The sequence below is a fragment of the Martelella lutilitoris genome, from assembly GCF_005924265.1.
GTDB classification, from domain to species: domain Bacteria; phylum Pseudomonadota; class Alphaproteobacteria; order Rhizobiales; family Rhizobiaceae; genus Martelella; species Martelella lutilitoris.
In genome coordinates, this window is record NZ_VCLB01000007.1 from 317787 (window position 1) to 337092 (window position 19306).

Here is a 19306-nt window from a genome sequence, read left to right on the forward strand (position 1 = left end):
GACCTTCGTTATTGCCGCACGCGCGAGAGGCAAGGTGCTCTGGGTGGTCACGCGTCCCGATCTCTCTGCGCCGGCGATCGCCCCGGCCGGGCTTCAGCCCGACCGGGTGATCCATGTCGAGGCCGGCGACGAGAAGGCGCTGCTTGCCTGTTTCGAGGAAGGGCTTCGCCATGGCGGGCTCGGTGCGGTTGTTGCGGAGACCGCGCGTCTCTCGATGACGGCCTCCCGCTGATGCGCCGCTCGACATGGCCGTCACCAAGGCGCAAGCCCTTGTGCCGGGCCTGGTGATCGCAGATGCAGATCCTGCCGCTGAGACCGAGGGGCTGAACAAGCTGGCGCTCTGGGCACTTCGGCGGGTTTCGCCCGTCGTCATGGCCGCCCCTCCGGACGGCCTGGTTATCGATACGACCGGCGCCGATCATCTGCATGGCGGAGAGGAAGCCATGCTTGTCGACATGATCAGGCGCTTTGCAGCCACCGCTGTCGAAGCCCGGGCGGCGATCGCGGACACTTGGGGCGCCGCGCATGCTGCTGCCCGGTTTCTGGCACGACCCGCGATCGTCATTTCACCGGGCGAAAGCGAGGCGATGCTGCGAACCTTGCCGCTATCAGCGCTCAGGCTCGATACTACGACAGTGTCTGAGTTGCACACCCTCGGTTTCGAGACTATCGGCGAGCTGCTGGATCAGCCGCGCGCGCCGCTGACCCTGCGCTTCGGCCCGGAAGTCGTCCGGCGGCTGGACCAGGCGCTTGGCCGGATCGCCGAACCGGTCGATCCGATCCGCTCGCCGGAGCTGGTCGAGGTGCGCAAGGCCTTCGCCGAACCGATCGGCGCGCCTGAAACCATCGCCCGTTATATCGGGAAACTCGCAGACGCCCTCTGTCTTGAACTCGAAAAGCGCGGCCTTGGCGCCCGGCGGCTGGATCTTCTGTTCCACCGCGTCGACAACACCATGCAGTTCATCCGCGTCGGTACGGCCCAGCCAGTTCGTGACCCTCGACGCCTTGTTCGCCTGTTTCGCGACAGGCTGGAGACCGTCGATCCAGGCTTCGGGATCGAGATCATGGTGCTGGTCGCCATCCATGCCGAACCCTTGCGGGAGAAGCAGACGATCTCGTCCCTAGTCGAGAAGCCGGAAGCCGATGTCTCCGATCTGGTTGATGTCCTTGCCAATCGCGTCGGCGAACACCGGCTCTGCCGTTTCGTGCCGGTTCAAAGCGATGTACCCGAACGCTCCGTCGCCCGTATTGCCCCGCTGGCACCGGAAACCGGCCTCACATGGGACGGCGACTGGCCGCGACCGCCGCGGCTGCTGCCACGACCGGAGCCGGTCGAGACCATGGCGCTCCTCCCCGATCATCCGCCCGTCTGGTTCACCTGGCGCGGCGTGCGGCGTCGCATCCGTCGCGCCGATGGACCGGAGCGGGTCCGCGGCGAATGGTGGAAGCGGGATGCCGAACTGACCGCCGTCCGGGATTATTTCCGGGTCGAGGACGACGCCGGCGAGCGCTACTGGCTTTTCCGCTCCGGCGACGGCGAGCATGCCGATAGCGGCTCGCAACGCTGGTTCATCCATGGGATCTTCGGATGACCGGGCCGCGCTACGCCGAACTGCAGGTCACCACCCATTTCTCGTTTCTGCGTGGGGCGAGCAGTTGCGACGAGCTGTTCGCCCGCGCCGCCGACCTTGGCATCGAGGCCATCGGTGTTGTTGACCGCAATTCGCTAGCTGGCGTCGTCAGGGCATTCGAAGCCTCACGGCAGACCGGCGTCCGACTGGTTGTCGGCTACCGCTCTTTGCCGCAGCCGCAAGGCGCGAGGCCGGCATTGTGCCAGAACAGGCCGAGCCGGAACCCCTTCCGAAACCCATGGAGGCCGGCCGGGAAGTGGTCGAGGATTACGGCCATCTGGGTCTAACCCTCAGGAAGCATCCGGTTTCGTTCCTGCGGTCGGAACTCACCCGCCAGCGGTTAAGGTCCTGCGCCGAAGCTATCTCCCTGCGTGATGGTCGCTGGGTCAACCTCGTGGGCCTCGTTCTGCTGCGCCAGCGACCCGGCTCGGCCAAAGGCGTGATGTTCATCACACTTGAGGACGAAACCGGCGTGGCCAACCTCGTCGTCTGGGCCAAGGTGTTCGAGAAATACCGCCGAACCGTTCTCGGTTCCGGCATGCTTGGCGTCAAAGGACGGGTGCAGCGAGAGGGCGAGGTTGTCCATATCGTTGCCCGCGAGCTAATAGATCTATCCGGCGAGCTTGCGAGCGTCGGCAGCCGGGATAAAGCCTTTCCGCTTCCGCACGGGCGGGGTGATGAGTTTCATCATGGATCGCCGGCGCCTGATCCACGCGGGATTGCGAAGCCGCGCGATATGTTCGATCCCTACGGGCATATCGACGAGATCAAGGTGAAGACGCGGGATTTTCGATAGTGGAAACTCATCATCAGAGACCTGGTAATGAGCTTGGGGTGTCTCTGAGGTTCCAACATAAAGCTCCATAGCGAATAGACCTCGTAAAAGCAAAAGACCCTTCGCCGTTATTGCAACATATCCTCATCACCGTCACAGAGAGGACCTATCCGATACGGACCACGTCTGCCAAACAAGTGTCGAACGCCTACAACCCGCCTGTTTTACTCCTTCACACGACCAAATGCCTCGAAGAACGCCTTCGAGCCGCCATCGGGCGCCTTGCCGACGCCCCAGCGCATCAACGTCGAGGCATCCTCGGAAAAGCACCAGTACTGGCCGATGATCACATCGCCGTCGAGCTGCTCCAGCACCTGGAATTCGCGGTCGCCGAGCTGGCGGATGCGCACTTCGTTATAGCGTGCATTGCCTTCGATCGGCGCGGGCTTGTCATCGAGCGTCGCATCGAACTTGTTGATGTAGAGCTTGTCGGGATTGGTATCGTTGACGCCCTCATAGGCGAGAAAATTCTCTGCAAAGCGCATGGTCAGCGTCAGACGGAAGCCGGCTGGAAACAGGCCGTTACTCCAGTAGCTCTGCGGATGCTTGGAACGGTAGACGCCGCTCAGACGGGCGTTGTCAAAGAGCTTAGGTTGGATGGCGGGAAGGCCCCTGCCCGTGGCGAGAGCTTCGATCAGCATGGTGGTCACTTTCATTCTATTGTCGGAAGGGAAGGAGCGGGTCAGGTTCCCCGGCGGCCGGCATTGCGCAGCGTTGGATCAAGCTGGTCGCGCAGCCAGTCGCCGACGATCGAAACCGACAGCGCTAGGAAGAAGATGATGGCGCCGGGGAACATGGTGAGCCACCACGAGGTCAGTAGCCGGTCGCGCCCGTCGCTCATGATCTGGCCAAGGCTTGTCATCGGCGGCTGGACGCCGAGGCCGAGAAAGCTGAGCGCCGTTTCCAGAAGCACCGTCAGCGGCAGGTTGATGGTGAACTGCACCAGGATGACGTTGAAGATGTTGGGCAGGATATAGCGCAGATAGATCCGCGCGGACGACGCTCCCAGAACCCTCTCGGCCGTCACATAGCCGCGTTCGCGCACCGAAAGCGTGGAGGCGCGAACCAGACGCGCGTAATTTTCCCAGCCGCTGAAGCCGACCATGATCACGATCAGCAGCAGGCTGCTCTTGAACAGCGCCAGCACGAAAAGCGCGATGATGATGATCGGGACCGAGGCCTGCACGTCGACCGCCATCATGATCAGCGTGTCGGCCTTGCCGCGCCGCCCGCCGGCGATCAGCCCCAGAAGCGACCCGAACACCGCGCCGATCAGCGTGCCGAAAATGGCAACCAGCAGCGTCACCTTCGCGCCCATGGCTAGCCGCGCCAGAAGATCGCGCCCGCGTCCGTCCGTGCCCAGTACGTGGTCCCACGTCCCGCCGAGAAAGACCGGGGGCTCGAACCGGTCGAGCAGCGAGGTCTGGCGGAAATCGTAGGGGGTCAGGAAACCGCCGAACAGGGCAAACAGCACGAACAGGATGACGAAGCCGATGGCGATGCGCACCGCAAGCGGCATATCGCGGAAGGTCCTCATGACGCGGCCCTCCGGATTCGGGGGTCGAGAAACGAATAGAGGATATCGACCGCGAGGTTGGCGAAGGTCATCGAGAAGGTGACGGCCAGCACCAGGAACTGCACCACGGCGATATCGCGGGTCGCGACCGAACGCACCAGCAATTGCCCGACGCCCGGCCAGGCGAAAACCTGTTCCGTCACCACCGCGCCGGCGACCAGACTGCCGAGGCTGAGGCCAAGCATGGTGACGATCGGAATAGCCGCATTGGGCGCCGCATGCCGCCACAGCCGCCGTGCAGCCGGCACGCCGCGCGCCTCGAGCGCCATCATGAAGGGCTGGTTGATCGTCTCCAGCAACGAAGACCGCGTGAACCGGGCGAAGGCGCCCATCGAGGCGAGCCCCAGCGTGGCCGCCGGCGGCAAGAGCAGAAGCAGCGAGATATGGCCATTGGCCGCCGCGCCGAAGAACACGCCGAACACCAGCGCGCCGGTGAGGATCACCACAAGGCCAAAGAAAAAGTTCGGCATGGCGAAGGCGAAGACCGAAAAGCCCATCACCAGCCGGTCGATGAAGCTGTTACGGTTGAGCGCCGCGACCGCGCCGATGGAAATGCCGAAGATGACCGCGATCGCCAGCGCCGTTCCGCCCAGCATCAAGGTCGCGGGCAGCCGATCAAGAAACAGCGTCAGCGAGGATTTTCCGGTGTGGATCGAATAGCCGAAATCCCCCTGAAACAGGCCGAGAACGTAGTTCACGTATTGAACCGGCAGCGGCTTGTCGAGTCCCAGCTTGACGCGATAGGCCTCCACGACCTCGGGCGGCGCGTCGGGCGGGGCCAGCGCCTGCGCCGGATCTCCCGAAAGCCGGATGAAGAAAAATACGATCGTCACCGCGATCAGCAGTGTCGCCAGCGAGCGCAGAATGCGGAACAGGATCACCCGGGTCATATAGGATCACCTTCCGTGGTTGCAGCGTTTCCGACGCGCGCGAGAGACGAGGTCGCGCGGCCGGCGCGGTCGGGAACCGCCTCGAGCAACGTTCTGGTGTAGTCATGGGACGGCGTCACCAGCACCGTCGACGCCGGCCCCTGCTCCACCGCCACGCCGCGATACATCACCGTCACCGCGTCGCAGATCGAAGCGGCGACGCGCAGGTCATGGGTCACGAACAGCATGGCGAATCCGAGCTTTTTCTGCAGTGAGGCGAACAATGCGAGGATCTGGGCCTGGATCGAGACATCGAGCGCCGAGATCGCCTCGTCGGCGACCAGGATTTCCGGCTCGACCACCAGCGCACGTGCAATACAGAGCCGCTGGCGCTGGCCGCCCGAAAATTCGTGGGGGAAGCGGTCGAAGGCCTGCTCCGGCAGGCCGACAAGCGAAAGCATCTCGCGGGCGCGCTCGGCCGCCTGTCGCCGCGTCGCGCCATGGATCAGCGCGCCCTCGGCAACGCTCCACCCGGCCTTCTGGCGCGGGTTGAGCGCGCTGAACGGGTCTTGCTGCACCAACTGGATGCGTTTGCGCATGGCGCGGCTCATGCCAGTGGCGGCGATATCGATGCCATCGAGAAGCACCGTTCCGCCGGAGAGCGGTTCGAGCTGGAGGATGCCACGCACGAGCGAGGATTTGCCCGATCCGCTCTGGCCGACAAGGCCATGGGTCTCGCCGCGCTTCAGGGTGAGCGATACCCCGCGCACCGCCTCGATGGCGCGGTTGCCGAAAAGGCCCTCGCGCTGCTGATAGGTGATGGCGATATCGCGCGCCTCCAGCACCACCGGCTTGCCCTGGCCCGGGGACTTGGCGCCCGGCCGCGGCAGGCTTTCCAGCAGGCGGATCGTGTAAGGATGGCTTGGCTTTTCGAAGATCGCATCGCGGGTGCCGCTTTCGACGATCTCGCCCTCGCGCATGACCATCACCCGGTCGGCGATATCGGCGACAACCGAAAGGTCGTGGGTGATGAACAACAGCCCGGCACGAAATTCATGCTGCAGTTCGCGCATCAGCGCCAGGATCTCCGCCTGCGTCGTCACATCGAGCGCGGTCGTCGGCTCGTCGGCAATCAGCAACGCCGGCTTCAGCGCCAGCGCCATGGCGATCGCGATGCGCTGCGCCTGTCCGCCGGAAAGCTGGTGCGGATAGGATTTGTGGATGCGTTCCGGATCGGAAAGCCGCACAGCCATGATCATTTCCAGAGCGCGGTCCCGACGCGCGCGGGCCGAACCCATGCCATGAACCTTCAGGAGTTCCTCGATCTGCTTTCCGACCGTCATCACCGGATCAAGGGTGGCCGCCGGTTCCTGGAAGATCAGGCCGATCCGGTCGCCACAGATACGGCGCATGGCAGCGGGATCGCCCGCCGGCAGCGGCGCGCCCTCAAACATGATCGCGCCCTCGGTCTTCCTCAGGCCGCGCGGCAGCATGTCGAGCAGGGCCTGGGCGGTGATCGACTTGCCCGAGCCGCTCTCGCCGACGAGACAGACGCATTCGCCCGACCGGATCGAGAGGTCGAGGGCGCTGACCGCATGGTCGCGGTCAGCGCCTTCCGGCAGCGCGATCGTCAGGCCGCGGATGTCGAGCAGTTCCGACGCATTCTCGGGCACCGGCGTTTCCTAGGGTTCGATCGTCAGGAAGTCGCTGGTGAAGATCGTCAGCTGCGAGCTGCCCGGATCCCACTCATATTTGTCGCTCATGGCGAAGGTCTGGACGTTTCGCCACAGATACATGCCGGGCGTCACGTCTTCCCAGTCCTTCACGAGGTCAAGATAGGCGGCATTCTTCTCCTCGAAGGTCTGCGCCCGCTCGAACCGCTCGCCGTCCTCCAGGAAAGCCTCGGTCGGCGTCCAGGTGCGGTGGGCGGCGGTGACGCGGCTCGAAGACGGACCCCAGTCCAGCCACAGCGGGCGGTAGGGGTCGCCGGTGAACTCGGACGACATCGACATATTCAGCATGTGGAACGGGCGCTGATATGCGAGCGAGAAATTGTCGACGATGTTGAGCTCGACATTGATGCCCATGTCGCGCCACATCTCGACCATGTATTCGGCGGCCGCCTCGTAGTTCGGATAGAACCCGCGCACGATGTTCCAGGTCAGCGTCTGGCCGTCATAATCACTTTCCTCAAGGAACTCGGCGGCGCGTTCTGGATCATAACCATAGGTCGCCTTGCGGTCGGGATCGAAATAGGGGCCGTATTCCGGGAAGTTGAACGGCGCCGGCGTGAACGTCATGCCGTTCCACAACGCCTCGGTGATGGCGTCGCGGTCGATCGCCATCACCATCGCCTTGCGCAGATTGGCGTCCAACAGCGGGTTGTCGTCCATGCCCTCGATGGTGAGCGTGTTGAAGGCGAACATCGGGTAATTGCCGATCTGGTCGACGACGAGATGAATGCCGTCGGTTGCCTCCACCGATTCCATCTGGTCGATCGGAACGCTCATGATCAGGTCGTAGTCGCCGGACACAAGGCCGGCATAGCGGGTTGAGAATTCGGGGACGATCTTCCAGGTCACGCTCTTCAGCGGCGGCGCGCCGTCCCAGTAGTCGTCATAGGCGACGGCGACGGCATGGTCGGAGGGGTCGAAATCGGTGACCATGTAAGGCCCGGTTCCGATCGGCTTCTGGCCGAAGGCCTCGGTCCCGACGCTTTCATAATAGTCTTTTGGCAGTACATAGCCGATCGGCGTCGTCAGGCGGTTGATGAAGGTCGCGTCGGGATAGGCGGTCTCGAGGTCCACGGTGTAGTCATCGACGACGGTGACGCCGACGAGGCCGCGCGCATAGTTCTTGCCCCGCGGCGCCAGCGGCTTTTCGCCCCAAAGGCGCTCCTCGGACAGCGAGAAGGCGACGTCCTCGGCCGTCATCGGATCGCCATTCTGGAAGGTGACCCCTTCGCGCAAGTGCAGCCGCCAGGTGGTCGGCGTCACCTGTTCCCAGCTCGTGGCGAGCCCGGGAATGATGGTATTGCCTTCCGGATCCTCGAAATAGTTCCGCTTCACCAGCGTATCGAAGACATTGCCGTAGACCCGGCCGCCGGTCGTCGAAAGGCCGATCACCGGATCGAGCGTCGACCAGAGATTGTCGACCGCAAAGGCGAAATCCGGGCGCGTATCCTCCTCGGCGAAGGCCGGCGCAGTGGCCAGCGGCGATACGCCAGCGCCCAGCACGAGCATGGCGGAGGTCAGGAGCGTTCTTCGTTTCAACATGATATGCGGTCCCTCTGAAAGTCGTTTTATAGCGGCATCCAATGGCCGCCGGTTTTGCATGACGATGCTGCCGCGGCGCTTCAGGCGGTCTTTTGCCTCCGGCGTGCCGCTACCGGTTCAAAGCTGTAGTGGCGCTCATTGGCGAGCGACGGAATAGACTGGCGGGTCGCCGCCACCTTGGAAAGGTCGAGATCGACGACCGCAAGCCCGATGCGCTTGTCCATGTCCTCCACAACCGTGCCCCACGGATCAACGATCATCGATTGTCCCCAGGTCTCGCGCCCGTCATCATGATGGCCGCACTGGGCGGCCGCCACCACGAAGCAGCCGTTCTCGATGGCGCGGGCGCGCAACAGCGTCGGCCAGTGCGCCTTACCCGTCGACATGGCGAAGGCGGAGGGGATGAACAGGATTTTCGCGCCGGCATGGGCGTAGTCGCGGTAAAGATGCGGGAAGCGCACGTCATAGCAGACCGACAGGCCGAACGGGCCCCACGGCGTTTCGGCCAGCACGGCCCCTGCGCCCGGCGCATAGCGGTCGGATTCGCGGCGCGAAACCTCGCCCGGCAGGTCGACGTCGAACAGGTGGATCTTGTCGTAGCGCGCGACGATCGCGCCGCTGGCGTCGATAAGATGGCTGGTGTTGGAAAAACGGCCGCCATCCGCGCCGGCAAGCGGCGTCGAGCCGGTGTGGATCCAAAGCCCGTATTTGGCCGCGAGTTCCCTGCAGGCGGCAATGAACGGATCGCGCGCCTCGTCGGTGACGGAAAGGCGCGCGGAGGCCAGATCCTTGTTGACCATGCCGGAGGCTTCCGGAAGCGCCAGAAGCTCGGCGCCCGCCGCATGGGCCTCGGCGGCAAGACCCGCGACGGTTTCGATGTTGCGCGCATGCGTGTTCGAGGAACACATCTGCGCCATCGCAAGCCGTATGGTCGCGCGATCGTCGCTTGGGGCTGATGTTTTGGTCATCCTCGGTCCCTCCGGCCGCGTTGCACTGCCTCAGAAACAGGCAGCGCCGAAAAATATCTCACCAACAGGCTAGAATGAGATATTTGACAAAAAAAGTACAAAATTTCCTCTTCTCGTCTATAAAACTAACATTTCATGAGTTTGCGAACGGAGCGACCAGAATGGCGCAGGATCGCCTGCCCCCGCTGAGGGCGCTGAAGACGCTTGAGGCCTTCCACCAGAACGGGTCAGTGACCGCGACGGCAAGGGCGCTGAACGTCTCCCATTCCGCCGTCAGCCACCAGCTGAAGCAGATCGAGGACTGGGCTGGCATTCGCCTGATGCGTCGCGACGGGCGGCAGACCGCGCTGACGGAGGCCGGGGAAAGCCTGGCGCAGGTCATCAACGAGAGTTTCGGCGCAATCCGCCATGAGATTGACCGGCTGACCATGCGAGAAAGGCTGCCGGTCTCGATCGCGTCGCTCCGGTTTGTCATTCCCAACTGGCTGCTGCCCGAGATTGAAGCCTTCATGGCCGCGAACCCTGACGTTTCGGTGTACATCCAGGAACATGTTTCGGACCATCCGGTGAGCCCGGAACCCGATCTCCTGATCGGCTTTTCCCTCGCCGGCCAGCTTCCCGAAGGCGCCGAGCCAATCATTCCCGGAGCCGCGATCCCGGTTTGCGCGCCGTCTTACCAGGCCCGTCACGCGATCCGGAGCGATGCCGATATCGCCGACGCGACGCTGCTGCACGACGAGGACATGCGCATGTGGCGTACATGGTTCTGCGCCGCGGGTATCAAAGAGCACGACAATGGAGACGAAAGGCGGCTCTTCTTCTCGGGCTCGGCGTTGATTTGCGACGCGGCGCGGCGCGGACTCGGCGTCGCGCTTTGCCGCGAGGCATTGATCGAGCCCTATCTCGAAAGCGGCGAGCTGGTGCGCCTGTCCGATATCCGGATCGACAAGGCCTCCGTCTACTACTTGCAGCTATCGCAGCATGGGATGAACCGCCGCGCCGCAATCGCCCTCACCGAATGGCTGATCAAGCAAGGCGGCCTAAAGTGGCAGGATGGGCTTCCCACGGCCTGAAGCCCGTCAACCGGTCAAAGACGAAATGGCGGCCGCTTCCCTCGTTCCGGGGATCCGCTTTACATTTCCGGGCTGCTCGCCGATAGAGGCCTGAATACTGCACTGGCACTCACTCTGAACCAGCTTTGAGGTCTTTGATGGCGTTGTCGCTGTCTCGGCGCCTGAACGGGCCGGATCAATTTTCTGCCGAGGCGCGGGGCGCGCTTTACATGATCCTCGGCATGGGCGCCTTCGCCCTTGAGGATCTGGCGGTCAAGCAGGCATCGACGGCGATCCCCGTGGGACAGGCCGTGGTGATCTACGGCCTTGTCGGCACGCTCTGCTTTGCCTTGTTCGCGCGCCTCCAGGGCCAGCGCGCCGTGCACCCGGCTGTTTTCTCAAGAGTCATGCTGCTGCGTTCGCTCTGCGAGATCTGCGGCCGCCTGTTCTACGCGCTGGCTCTGGCCTTGACGCCGCTTTCCAATGCCTCCGCCATTCTGCAGGCTGCGCCGGTGATCGTGGCTCTTGGCGCCATCCTGTTCTTTGGCGAGCAGGTCACGCTCAGAAAGTGGCTGTCGATCCTTGCCGGGTTCATCGGCGTGCTGCTCATCCTGCGTCCCGGTCTGGACGGTTTTCGCTCAAGCGCGATCTTTGCGGTTCTCGGCACGATCGGCTTTGCCGGACGGGATCTGGCGACCCGAGCAGCGCCGGTCTCCATGACCACGGCACAGATCGGCGTGCTCGGCTTCTCAATGCTGACGCTCGCCGGCGCCGTCCTGCTTGCCTTCTCAGGCGGCGGCGCAATGCCTGACGTCGCGACCTTGAGCGTGCTGGCGGCGGCGATGCTGTTCGGCATGCTCGGCTATTGCGGCCTGACGCTCGCCATGAGAACGGGGCGCATTGCGTCGGTATCGCCCTTTCGCTATTCCCGCCTGCTCTTCGCCCTTTTCCTTGGCGTTCTCCTCCTAGACGAGCGCCCAGATGTCATGTCGATGATCGGTAGCGCCATTATCGTTGCAAGCGGAGTGATCGTGCTGCGCGAGCGGAACTAGGCCCCGCACGCTGCCCAACTTGGCGTACATACTGCAAAGGCAAAGCGCCCTATGATGTGGACAGTAGCCCGCAGCGCGCCCTCTGCTTCTAATTGTTCACACCAAACTCTCGGTGCCCGACCCTCGTTTTTTTCTGCGATCGATTATGGCGCGGATAATCGGCAATTATGATTGCGGAGACCAAGCTATAGATGATGCGGACCCAACTTTCGCCGCCAACCTACACGGCCTGACAAACACCAATATTGAGAATACTGCGACCGTCCCATTGTCCCATCCCCAAGACGGGCAAACCTTTAGATCCAGACAACCTGTCGCGTGGGGGCTACGCCTCGGAACAGAAAGGTCACAAGTGCGCTGCACAGTTCTGAACTGTCCGCCTTGCGCCCCCATTTCGGACATTAAGAGTGTTCGGCTCAAAGCCGAAAAACAGCCATTCGCCGGATTTGGCACAGAAGACCGAATGGTCCAAGCTGTTAATGCATTGGAGCGCTTCTTTACGCGTTCTTATGGTCTTACCCTTCTTGGAAAAAGAACCGCTGAATGGGATGTTTTGGTGCCAGCCACGATGAGCTGGTCTTCATAGCGGTCCGGCACCTGAAGGCCGAGCTTTTCGTGCAGCGCATGGGCTGATTGTGGTAGGAAAGGCAGCAGGCAGCGCGCGACATGGGCAAGAGCGAATATCTGTTCGGCCAATGATGCTCCGAGGCGAGATAAAACCGCTTCACGTTCATCGACTCCGAGGTCTCCAGCTAAGACCTTGGCATCCACCCAAGGTGCACGCCTGACAAACTGGGCATTGGCTTCACCGACAAATGCGAAAATCTCTGCGAGCCCTGCATGTAACTCGTATTTTTCGAATGTCTCTGCAACGCTCTGATGCAATTGTTCTGCTTTTCGTGTGAAGTCATTTTCCGGGACGACTGGCACAGCCCCGTCAAATACGCTGGAAAGAAGGGTGAGAACGCGGTTCAGGAGGTTGCCCAATTGTCCACCAAGCTCGCCCGACCAGGCGGTTTCAAGCCGCTTTTGGGAGAAATCGCCGTCCTCTGTGGCGCGGACTTGACGCAAGAGATAATAGCGAAGCGCATCCGGTGTGGCGAAATCCTCAATCACTAAAATCGGGTCAATGCCGTTTCCCGACGACTTACCGATCTTCTTGCCATCCACAGTCAGATAGCCATGAACATAGATTTTAGAGGGCAGGGGAAGACCGGCGGACAGCAAGATGGCTGGCCAGTAAATGGCATGAAACTTGGTAATGCCCTTGCCAACAAAGTGCGCGCGTTGACCGTCGCTGTTCCAATAGTGTTCAAAAAGCGTCTGACCCGAGCCGTAACCAAGGCCTGTCAAGTAATTGGCCAGTGCGTCAAACCAAACATAGACAACATCATCTCCTCCTGGAACGGGCACACCCCAGCCATGGGCGCGTTCGAGGCTGCGTGATACGCTGAAATCATTCAGGCCGCGGCGGATAAACGCCAGGATTTCGTTTCGCCGATGGGCAGGGGAAATCTCAAGCCTGCCAGAATCGATGCTCTCCAGAAGCTGATCGCCGTAGCGGGAGAGGCGAAAAAACCAGTTCTCTTCCCTGATACTTTCAAGGGGGGCGGCATGTTCCGGGCAATGTCCGTCGGTGAGTTCTTCGGCGTCGTAGAATTGCTCGCACCCCACACAATAGAGGCCCTCATAGGCTTTGCGGTAAAGGTCGCCGCTTGCTCGACACGCGTTCCACAGTGTTTGAACCCCAAGGGTGTGCTCCGTATTGCAGGAAGTGCGAATAAACGTGTCATTGGAAATATCGAGCTGTCGACCGAGGCGTTCAAACCTTTCGGCGTTGGTATCGACGAAGTCCTGCACAGGCTGACCTGCCAGTTCGGCGGCGCGAACATTTTTGAGGCTATTATCATCAGTGCCGCATTGGAACCGCACGTCGTGACCTAACAGACGGTGATGGCGTGCGTAGGCGTCAGCCTGCACGAGCTCGAGCGCAAAACCGACATGGGGTGCTGCGTTGACATAGGGAATGGATGTTGTGATGTAGCTCTTCTTGTCTCTCATTGGCTCTTTCCTTCCATAGGAAATGCCCATGAGGCGGATGGACCAACAAAAAACCGCCCCAAGGGCGGTTGCTGATGCATCAGGACGCACAGAACCCGCCACGCTATAAGCGCGGCATCATCATCACTGCAATATTGATGCGGTTCTTGTCCATGGAATGGAATTACCAGACCGAGCCAAGTTAAGCAAGCAAACGTCGGCTATCGCCTATTTTCAATCGAAAACCCGACGGTCAGCCTTCGGCCCCCATTCAGCCGCTCATGGCAAGGTCTTGGTTCGTAGTGTGCACTGGCCGATGCCTAGCCCCGCCCCACTCGCCGTCAAAACCTGAATGATCTCAAGCCGAGGTATGATCGACAGCGAACACTACGCCCTCGAAAGACGAATTTTCACAAAACCGAAAACGCACTGAAACAGAACTGTCATACGCCCGGTGCATTGATGGCGGCGAAGATTGCACAGCAGTGCAAAACGCCTCTCCCACGGTCTTCGGACGGATTTCCAGTCTGCGACCGGCATTTCGGAAAAAACGTATGAGCGCGATCGAAATCGAGACCGTCGACAAGTCTTTCGGCAAAACCAGCGTGTTGCGCGGCATTTCTCTTTCCATCCGCTCTGGGCAGTTCGTTGCTGTGCTCGGGCCTTCGGGATGTGGCAAAACCACTCTGCTGCGCGCGCTTGCCGGCTTCGAGCCGATCGACCGCGGGTCGATCCTGGTCGGCGATACGCTCCTGTCCGGAAAGGGACGGCATGTCGCGCCTGAAGAGCGCGGCATCGGCGTGGTGTTTCAAAGCTATGCGCTGTGGCCGCACATGACGGTTTCCGGCAATGTCGCCTATGGTCTGAAGATCAAGGGCCTCGGGCGCGGCGAACGAGAGAAGCGCACGGCCCGTGTTCTTGAAACGGTCGGGTTGACGGAATTCGCGGACCGCCGGCCGGCCGCGCTTTCGGGCGGACAGCGCCAGCGCGTGGCGCTTGCCCGCTGCCTTGCCATGGATGCCGGCCTCGTTCTTCTTGACGAGCCGCTCGCCAATCTGGATGTGCATTTGCGCGGCGAGATGGAGGAAGAGTTCGCCCGCTTCCACAAGACGTCGGGCGCAACGATGTTCTACATCACGCATGACCAGTCGGAGGCTCTTGCGCTGGCTGACCGGGTCGCCGTGATGGACAAGGGCAGGATCAGCCAGTTCGCCAGCCCTTCCGAACTTTACAGCCAACCGGCAAATGACATGGTCGCGACCTTTATCGGCGAAGGCCAGATCGCGCCGATTACAGATTTCCAGCCCGATCGCAGCGGCTATGGCTTCGCCCGTTTTTTTGGTGAACAGGTGCGGGTGCGCAGCCGGCCCTCGGCCGAGCCCCGCACTGAAGCGCGCGTCGCCTTTCATCCGAGCGACCTGAAGCTGACCGAAACCGGCGGCCTTGGCGCCACCATCCGCCGCATCACCTATCGCGGCGACATCTTGCGGGTCGAGCTTTCGCTCGGTCCGGATGAGCACACCTTTTTCATGAACGTCCCTGCCCCGGCACGCATCGAAGCCGGGCAGCGCGTGGCCGTCACGCTTGCAGACGGCTGGGTCCTGCCGGACCCGAAAGCAGAAGAAGCCTCCCACTGAGCACCAACAATCGAGGAAATCCCCGATGAAACTCTCCATGCTTGCCCTTGCGACCATCAGCACGCTTGCCTTCACGGCAGCCCATGCCGAGGAAACCATCACGCTTTACACCAGCCAGCCGCCGGAACAGGCCCAGGAAACCGTCGACGCGTTCGAGGCCGCCAATCCGGACATCAAGGTCAACTGGACCCGCAACGGCACCTCGGCGCTGATGAACGTGATGCGCGCCGAAATCGAAGCCGGCAATATCCAGCCCGACGTCCTGCTGGTCGCCGATCCGATCAACCTTGGCACGCTGAAGGCCGATGGCCATCTGATGGCCTATCCGGAAGCGCCCGTCGACGGTTACGACAAGGCCGCCTACGACAAGGAAATGACCTTCTTCGGCACCAAGGCGATCACCACGGGCATTGCCTACAACACCCAGATTGCCGAACCGGTCGAAAGCTGGAACGACCTTCTGGTCGAAGACAATCGCGGCATGATCGCGGTTCCGAGCCCGCTTTATTCGGGCGCGGCGCTGAACCACCTTCACGCCCTGATCAACACGCCGGAGATCGGCTGGGACTTCTATGAAGGCCTGAACGATCTCGACATCGTGCCCGAGGGCGGCAACGGCCCGGCAACCAAGGCGGTTGCCTCCGGCATGGCAAAATACGCCATCATCGTCGACGCCAACACGCTGCGCGCCAAGGCAGACGGTTCGCCCGTCGACTATATTGCCCCCAAGGAAGGCGTGTCCTTCATCGGCGAGCCGGTCGCCATCATGAGCACGACAGAACACGCGGAAGCCGCGAAGAAATTCGTCGATTTCCTGCTCTCGAAGGAAGGGCAGGAACTGGTTGCCGCCCAGGGCAATATCCCGCTTCTGCCGGGCGTCGCGGCACCCGAAGGCTATCCCGATCTCTCCTCGATGAAGCTGATCGGCTATGATGTCGATGAGGCAGTCAAGAACAATAATCAGGCGCGCGAACAGTTCGCCGATATCTTCGGTCTGTAATCGCAATGTCCTTTTCGACCACAGCCACGGGAGAGCGTCCGATCTGGACGCTCTCCTCCCTCGGCAACCTGTTGCGCAACGAGCGCGCGCTGATGCTGGCGCTGGCGCTGTTTGTCGGCATCCTGTCGATTTTGCCGCTCGGACGGCTCGTTTACGCCGCATTCGTAACGAGCACGGGGTTCGAGCTTGACCGCATCGCCGATGTCCTGGGCGGCCGTCGCGTTTTCCAGGCGACCGTCAACACGATCTGGATTTCGCTCGCGGCCACTGCGCTTGCAACGTTCGCCGGAACGATCGCCGCGCTTCTCGTCGGCGTGAGCGACATGCACGGGCGGACGGCGTGGGTGTTCGGCTTCGTGCTGCCGCTGATGATCCCGCCGCAGGTCATCGCGCTCGCCTGGATCCAGGCCTTCTCGCCGGCAAGCCCGGTGATGAACCTTCTGGGGATCAGTCTTCAACCCGGCATGCGGCATCCGCTCTACTCTGCCGGCGGCATCGTCATTCTGCTCGGCCTCTACAACGCGCCGCTGGTGTTCCTCGCCGTGCGCGCCAACCTGCGCCGTGTCCCGGCCGATCTGGTTGAAGCGGCTCGGGCGGTCGGCGCTTCGCCTCTCCGGGCAACGCTCGGTGTCATTCTGCCCCTGATCCGTGGCGGCATTTTCGCAGGCGCGGCTCTCGCCTTCGTCTCGTCGATCGGCAATTTCGGCATCCAGGCCATGCTCGGCATACCGGCCCGGGTCCCGACGCTGATCACGCTTATCTACCGACAACTGAATTCCTACGGTCCGTCGGCGCTCAACGACATGGCGCTTCTGGCGCTGCTGCTGGCCGCCCTGACCATTCTCGGCATGGGCATTGCCGGCTTTCTCAGCCGTATGGGCGACCAGCGCGTGGATGGCGCGTCCAGGCCATTCAAGTTCCCGCTTTCCCGCTTTCGCCTTCCGGTCACCGCTCTGGCCTGGGGCTACCTTGTGCTTGCCCTGGCTCTGCCGCTGTCGGCCCTCGCCGGTTCGGCTCTCGTGCGCGGCTACGGGCAACCGCTCAATGCGGAAACACTGACCTTCGAGAATTTTGCAAACGCGCTTTTCCATCACGAGGGCATCCGGGAGGCTTTTTTTACCAGCCTGTGGCTGACGGGACTTGCCGTTGCCGTCCTCATTCCGGTTTCGGTTGCGCTTGGCTATTTTCTCAGCTGGCGTCAGGGCGTAACCCCGCGCCTGCTCTATCTCTCCTCACAGCTTGCCTATGCGCTTCCCGGGATCATCATCGGCGTGGCGATGATCCTGTTTTTCCTAAAACCCTTGCCCGTCCTGGGCACAAGTCTCTACGGCACGGTCTGGGTCATCCTCGCCGCCTACCTCTCGAATTTCCTGGCATTGGCGCTGCAGCCGATCCTGGGCGGCTTCGCGCAGATCGAACGGTCGCTGGATGAGGCCGCCCAGGTGGTGGGGGCCGGCGTCTTTCGCAGACTAAGGGACATCATTCTGCCGGTTCTTGCGCCGGCGGCGGCGGCCTCCGCCATCCTTGTCTTCATGACCGCCATCAACGAGATCCAGACCTCGGTCCTGCTCGTCTCATCACGGGCGCAGACGATCGGGCCGATGATCATCTTCCTGGAGGAAGCCGGGTCGTCGACGCTGGCCGCCGCCGTCGGCTGCCTGATGGTCGCCGTCATCCTTGTGCTGATGCTTTTCAGCCTGACCTTCGCCAGAAGACTTCCGCAGGGTGTTTTGCCTTGGCACGACTGACAGTCATCAGCGGTCTGAACCGCAAGAGTGCCGCAATATTCCTTGTGGAAGCGAACGAACAGCGTGTCCTGCTCGACTTCGGCGATGGTCTGGAAGCAGGCGAGCACCCCGACATTAGCCGGGTCGGCACCGTGGATGCCGTTCTCCTCAGTCATGCGCATACCGATCACGCCGGTTCACTTCTGCGTCTGAGCGAGATCGGCAGCCCGCCCGTCTTTGCCACCGAGAAAACACTGGATTTCGTTCCCGGCGGCATTCTCGGCAGATCGGCCCATGCTATTCCCGAAACGGGCAGCTTTGATGTCGCCGGCTTGCGCTTCTCAACCGGCCGCTGCGGCCATGCGCCGGGGGGCGTCTGGTTTCATATGGAGACGAAGAAAGGCGGCTTCGTCTATACAGGCGATATCAGCCTCGAATCGCGAGGAATGCCTTTCGACCCTCCGCCGCCGGCATCGACCCTTCTGATCGACGCTTCCTATGGTGACCGCAAGCAGGATCTCGACGATCAGATATCGGTGATGGCCGACTGTGCAAGGGGGGGTGCCGTGCTTTGCTGTCCCGCTGCCGGGCGGGGTACCGATATGGCACTCGCAATGGCCTCGCACGGACACGCGGTGCATGTGAGCGAATTGATCGGCAGAGAAGTCGAGGCGGCGACGGGGAGGAAATTTCCTGTCGTGAATAGCCAAAGCGCCGAACCGCATCAGGTGATTGTCGCAACGGAATCAAACGCCGAGGCCGGGCTTTCCGCCGAACTTCTGCGACGGGGCGGATTTCGCTTCATCTTTTCCAGCCATGTTCCCAATGGCACCCCGGCTGCGGACCTGATCGAGCGCGAAGAGGCAATCTGGTTGCCGTGGAATGTCCATCCGCGAAAAGGCGATGTTCTGGCGCTTGCCGATCACTGCGGGGCCCGGCAGGTTCTCCCCGCCTTTGTCGACATGACCACGGCGCCCGAACTTGCCCGTGCCCTTGGCCCGCGCCTAAGACTGGAACGCGAGACGGAGATATAGACCATGACAGAGAAACGACTCGGCGTTCCCGATCTTGTGCCCGAAGAGGAAGCGCGGGAGGATACGGTTCCCCTCCTCTTTCCGGTGCTCGAAGGTTTCGGCCCGCATGCGAAATCGCTTTATCTCGGCAATCTGGCGGCCGCAGAAGACCCCGAATGCCTGCTTGAGGCCGGGATCACGGAGACGCTCAATGTTTCGATCAACATGTTTCCCGGTCCTTTGACGCTTTCCGACGGCACGCATATCCGCCGCTACCAGCTCGGCATGATCGACGGCGCGGGCAACGACCCGCATCTTCTCGCCGCTGCCGTCCACACCGTTGAAGGATTGATGCGCGGCTACGTTCCCGCAAAGCCGCACTATCCGAAGCATCGCAAGGGCCATGTTCTGGTCCATTGCCGCGGCGGGCGTTCGCGGTCCGTCGCCCTGATCGCGCTCTGGCTGTCGACTTTCGCACGAGACGCTTTCGAGAGCTTCGATGCGGCACTGGCCCATCTGCGCGCCCTGCGCGGTCTCGACGAGAATTACCCATTGCCGCCGATGCTTGCCCTTGCCGAAGAGGTTCGGATGCGCAACCTTCTCGGCATGACAACGAAACCCTAGGCAGGAC

At 62.0% G+C, this 19306-nt stretch carries 17 protein-coding genes and 1 pseudogene; 11 read left to right on the plus strand and 7 right to left on the minus strand.

What is annotated here, in order from left to right; all coding sequences use genetic code 11:
* Nucleotides 1–10: 10 nt before the first annotated feature.
* From FF124_RS14380 to FF124_RS14395, 4 genes and pseudogenes are all read left to right on the plus strand, one after another.
* Nucleotides 11–229: pseudogene (locus FF124_RS14380) on the plus strand (damage-inducible protein); the annotation flags it as partial.
* Between the two features lie 16 nt (nucleotides 230–245).
* Nucleotides 246–1592, plus strand: a complete 1347-nt coding sequence (locus tag FF124_RS14385; RefSeq protein ID WP_138749176.1) for a Y-family DNA polymerase — start codon at nucleotides 246–248, stop codon at nucleotides 1590–1592.
* Nucleotides 1589–1918 carry a PHP domain-containing protein gene (locus FF124_RS21040; RefSeq protein WP_138749177.1) on the plus strand — a complete coding sequence of 110 codons (330 nt, stop codon included), beginning with the start codon at nucleotides 1589–1591 and terminating at the stop codon, nucleotides 1916–1918. Before FF124_RS14385 ends, FF124_RS21040 begins: the two co-directional genes overlap by 4 nt.
* Complete coding sequence (locus FF124_RS14395; protein ID WP_425462536.1) at nucleotides 1831–2427, plus strand: OB-fold nucleic acid binding domain-containing protein; 597 nt, start codon at nucleotides 1831–1833, stop codon at nucleotides 2425–2427. Before FF124_RS21040 ends, FF124_RS14395 begins: the two co-directional genes overlap by 88 nt.
* Nucleotides 2428–2630: 203 nt before the next feature.
* On the opposite strand, the gene FF124_RS14400 is transcribed toward FF124_RS14395, so the two are convergent.
* From FF124_RS14400 to FF124_RS14425, 6 genes are all read right to left on the minus strand, one after another.
* Nucleotides 2631–3122 (minus strand): hypothetical protein, encoded by a 492-nt coding sequence (locus FF124_RS14400; RefSeq protein WP_138749178.1) that lies wholly within the window; start codon nucleotides 3120–3122, stop codon nucleotides 2631–2633.
* 26 nt (nucleotides 3123–3148) lie between these two features.
* The gene (locus FF124_RS14405; RefSeq protein ID WP_138749179.1) at nucleotides 3149–4003 is read right to left on the minus strand and encodes an ABC transporter permease; all 855 of its coding nucleotides are present in this window, start codon (nucleotides 4001–4003) and stop codon (nucleotides 3149–3151) included.
* Entirely contained in the window at nucleotides 4000–4932 is a 933-nt protein-coding gene (locus FF124_RS14410; protein WP_138749180.1) for an ABC transporter permease, read from the minus strand. Before FF124_RS14410 ends, FF124_RS14405 begins: the two co-directional genes overlap by 4 nt.
* Nucleotides 4929–6584, minus strand: a complete 1656-nt coding sequence (locus FF124_RS14415) for a dipeptide ABC transporter ATP-binding protein (protein ID WP_138749181.1) — start codon at nucleotides 6582–6584, stop codon at nucleotides 4929–4931. Before FF124_RS14415 ends, FF124_RS14410 begins: the two co-directional genes overlap by 4 nt.
* Before the next feature lie 9 nt (nucleotides 6585–6593).
* Nucleotides 6594–8186, minus strand: a complete 1593-nt coding sequence (locus FF124_RS14420) for an ABC transporter substrate-binding protein (RefSeq protein WP_246072444.1) — start codon at nucleotides 8184–8186, stop codon at nucleotides 6594–6596.
* Nucleotides 8187–8266: 80 nt separating this feature from the next.
* On the minus strand, nucleotides 8267–9154 hold the full coding sequence (locus tag FF124_RS14425; protein ID WP_138749182.1) for a carbon-nitrogen hydrolase family protein: 888 nt from the start codon (nucleotides 9152–9154) through the stop codon (nucleotides 8267–8269).
* A 161-nt stretch (nucleotides 9155–9315) separates the two neighbouring features.
* Here FF124_RS14425 and FF124_RS14430 point away from each other — a divergent pair, with 161 nt between their 5' ends.
* Together FF124_RS14430 and FF124_RS14435 are read left to right on the plus strand one after the other, a co-directional pair.
* Nucleotides 9316–10227, plus strand: a complete 912-nt coding sequence (locus tag FF124_RS14430; RefSeq protein WP_187326945.1) for a LysR family transcriptional regulator — start codon at nucleotides 9316–9318, stop codon at nucleotides 10225–10227.
* A gap of 137 nt (nucleotides 10228–10364) precedes the next feature.
* On the plus strand, nucleotides 10365–11258 hold the full coding sequence (locus tag FF124_RS14435) for a DMT family transporter (RefSeq protein ID WP_138749184.1): 894 nt from the start codon (nucleotides 10365–10367) through the stop codon (nucleotides 11256–11258).
* A gap of 507 nt (nucleotides 11259–11765) precedes the next feature.
* Here FF124_RS14435 and metG read toward each other — a convergent pair.
* On the minus strand, nucleotides 11766–13319 hold the full coding sequence (gene metG / locus FF124_RS14440; RefSeq protein WP_138749185.1) for a methionine--tRNA ligase: 1554 nt from the start codon (nucleotides 13317–13319) through the stop codon (nucleotides 11766–11768).
* Nucleotides 13320–13852: 533 nt separating this feature from the next.
* Here metG and FF124_RS14445 point away from each other — a divergent pair.
* Genes FF124_RS14445 through FF124_RS14465 form a run of 5 tightly spaced genes read left to right on the plus strand, consistent with a single transcriptional unit; the run spans nucleotide 13853 to nucleotide 19299 of the window.
* Complete coding sequence (locus tag FF124_RS14445; protein ID WP_138749186.1) at nucleotides 13853–14935, plus strand: ABC transporter ATP-binding protein; 1083 nt, start codon at nucleotides 13853–13855, stop codon at nucleotides 14933–14935.
* 25 nt (nucleotides 14936–14960) lie between these two features.
* Nucleotides 14961–15935 (plus strand): ABC transporter substrate-binding protein, encoded by a 975-nt coding sequence (locus FF124_RS14450; protein WP_138749187.1) that lies wholly within the window; start codon nucleotides 14961–14963, stop codon nucleotides 15933–15935.
* 5 nt (nucleotides 15936–15940) lie between these two features.
* The gene (locus tag FF124_RS14455; protein ID WP_246072447.1) at nucleotides 15941–17683 is read left to right on the plus strand and encodes an ABC transporter permease; all 1743 of its coding nucleotides are present in this window, start codon (nucleotides 15941–15943) and stop codon (nucleotides 17681–17683) included.
* A complete protein-coding gene (locus FF124_RS14460) occupies nucleotides 17671–18696 on the plus strand; it encodes an MBL fold metallo-hydrolase (protein WP_138749188.1) in 1026 nt (341 codons plus the stop codon). The genes FF124_RS14455 and FF124_RS14460 overlap by 13 nt, the downstream gene beginning before the upstream one ends.
* A gap of 3 nt (nucleotides 18697–18699) precedes the next feature.
* Complete coding sequence (locus FF124_RS14465) at nucleotides 18700–19299, plus strand: dual specificity protein phosphatase family protein (protein ID WP_138749189.1); 600 nt, start codon at nucleotides 18700–18702, stop codon at nucleotides 19297–19299.
* Nucleotides 19300–19306: the final 7 nt, after the last annotated feature.

Bases quoted from the DNA above. Each gene is read 5' to 3' on its own strand.
- FF124_RS14405 (WP_138749179.1), bottom strand. From the start codon at position 4,003: ATGAGGACCTTCCGCGATATGCCGCTTGCGGTGCGCATCGCCATCGGC.
- FF124_RS14400 (WP_138749178.1), bottom strand. From the start codon at position 3,122: ATGAAAGTGACCACCATGCTGATCGAAGCTCTCGCCACGGGCAGGGGC.
- metG (WP_138749185.1), bottom strand. From the start codon at position 13,319: ATGAGAGACAAGAAGAGCTACATCACAACATCCATTCCCTATGTCAAC.
- FF124_RS14435 (WP_138749184.1), top strand. From the start codon at position 10,365: ATGGCGTTGTCGCTGTCTCGGCGCCTGAACGGGCCGGATCAATTTTCT.
- FF124_RS14465 (WP_138749189.1), top strand. From the start codon at position 18,700: ATGACAGAGAAACGACTCGGCGTTCCCGATCTTGTGCCCGAAGAGGAA.
- FF124_RS21040 (WP_138749177.1), top strand. From the start codon at position 1,589: ATGACCGGGCCGCGCTACGCCGAACTGCAGGTCACCACCCATTTCTCG.
- FF124_RS14450 (WP_138749187.1), top strand. From the start codon at position 14,961: ATGAAACTCTCCATGCTTGCCCTTGCGACCATCAGCACGCTTGCCTTC.
- FF124_RS14425 (WP_138749182.1), bottom strand. From the start codon at position 9,154: ATGACCAAAACATCAGCCCCAAGCGACGATCGCGCGACCATACGGCTT.
- FF124_RS14455 (WP_246072447.1), top strand. From the start codon at position 15,941: ATGTCCTTTTCGACCACAGCCACGGGAGAGCGTCCGATCTGGACGCTC.
- FF124_RS14445 (WP_138749186.1), top strand. From the start codon at position 13,853: ATGAGCGCGATCGAAATCGAGACCGTCGACAAGTCTTTCGGCAAAACC.
- FF124_RS14385 (WP_138749176.1), top strand. From the start codon at position 246: ATGGCCGTCACCAAGGCGCAAGCCCTTGTGCCGGGCCTGGTGATCGCA.
- FF124_RS14430 (WP_187326945.1), top strand. From the start codon at position 9,316: ATGGCGCAGGATCGCCTGCCCCCGCTGAGGGCGCTGAAGACGCTTGAG.
- FF124_RS14420 (WP_246072444.1), bottom strand. From the start codon at position 8,186: ATGTTGAAACGAAGAACGCTCCTGACCTCCGCCATGCTCGTGCTGGGC.
- FF124_RS14410 (WP_138749180.1), bottom strand. From the start codon at position 4,932: ATGACCCGGGTGATCCTGTTCCGCATTCTGCGCTCGCTGGCGACACTG.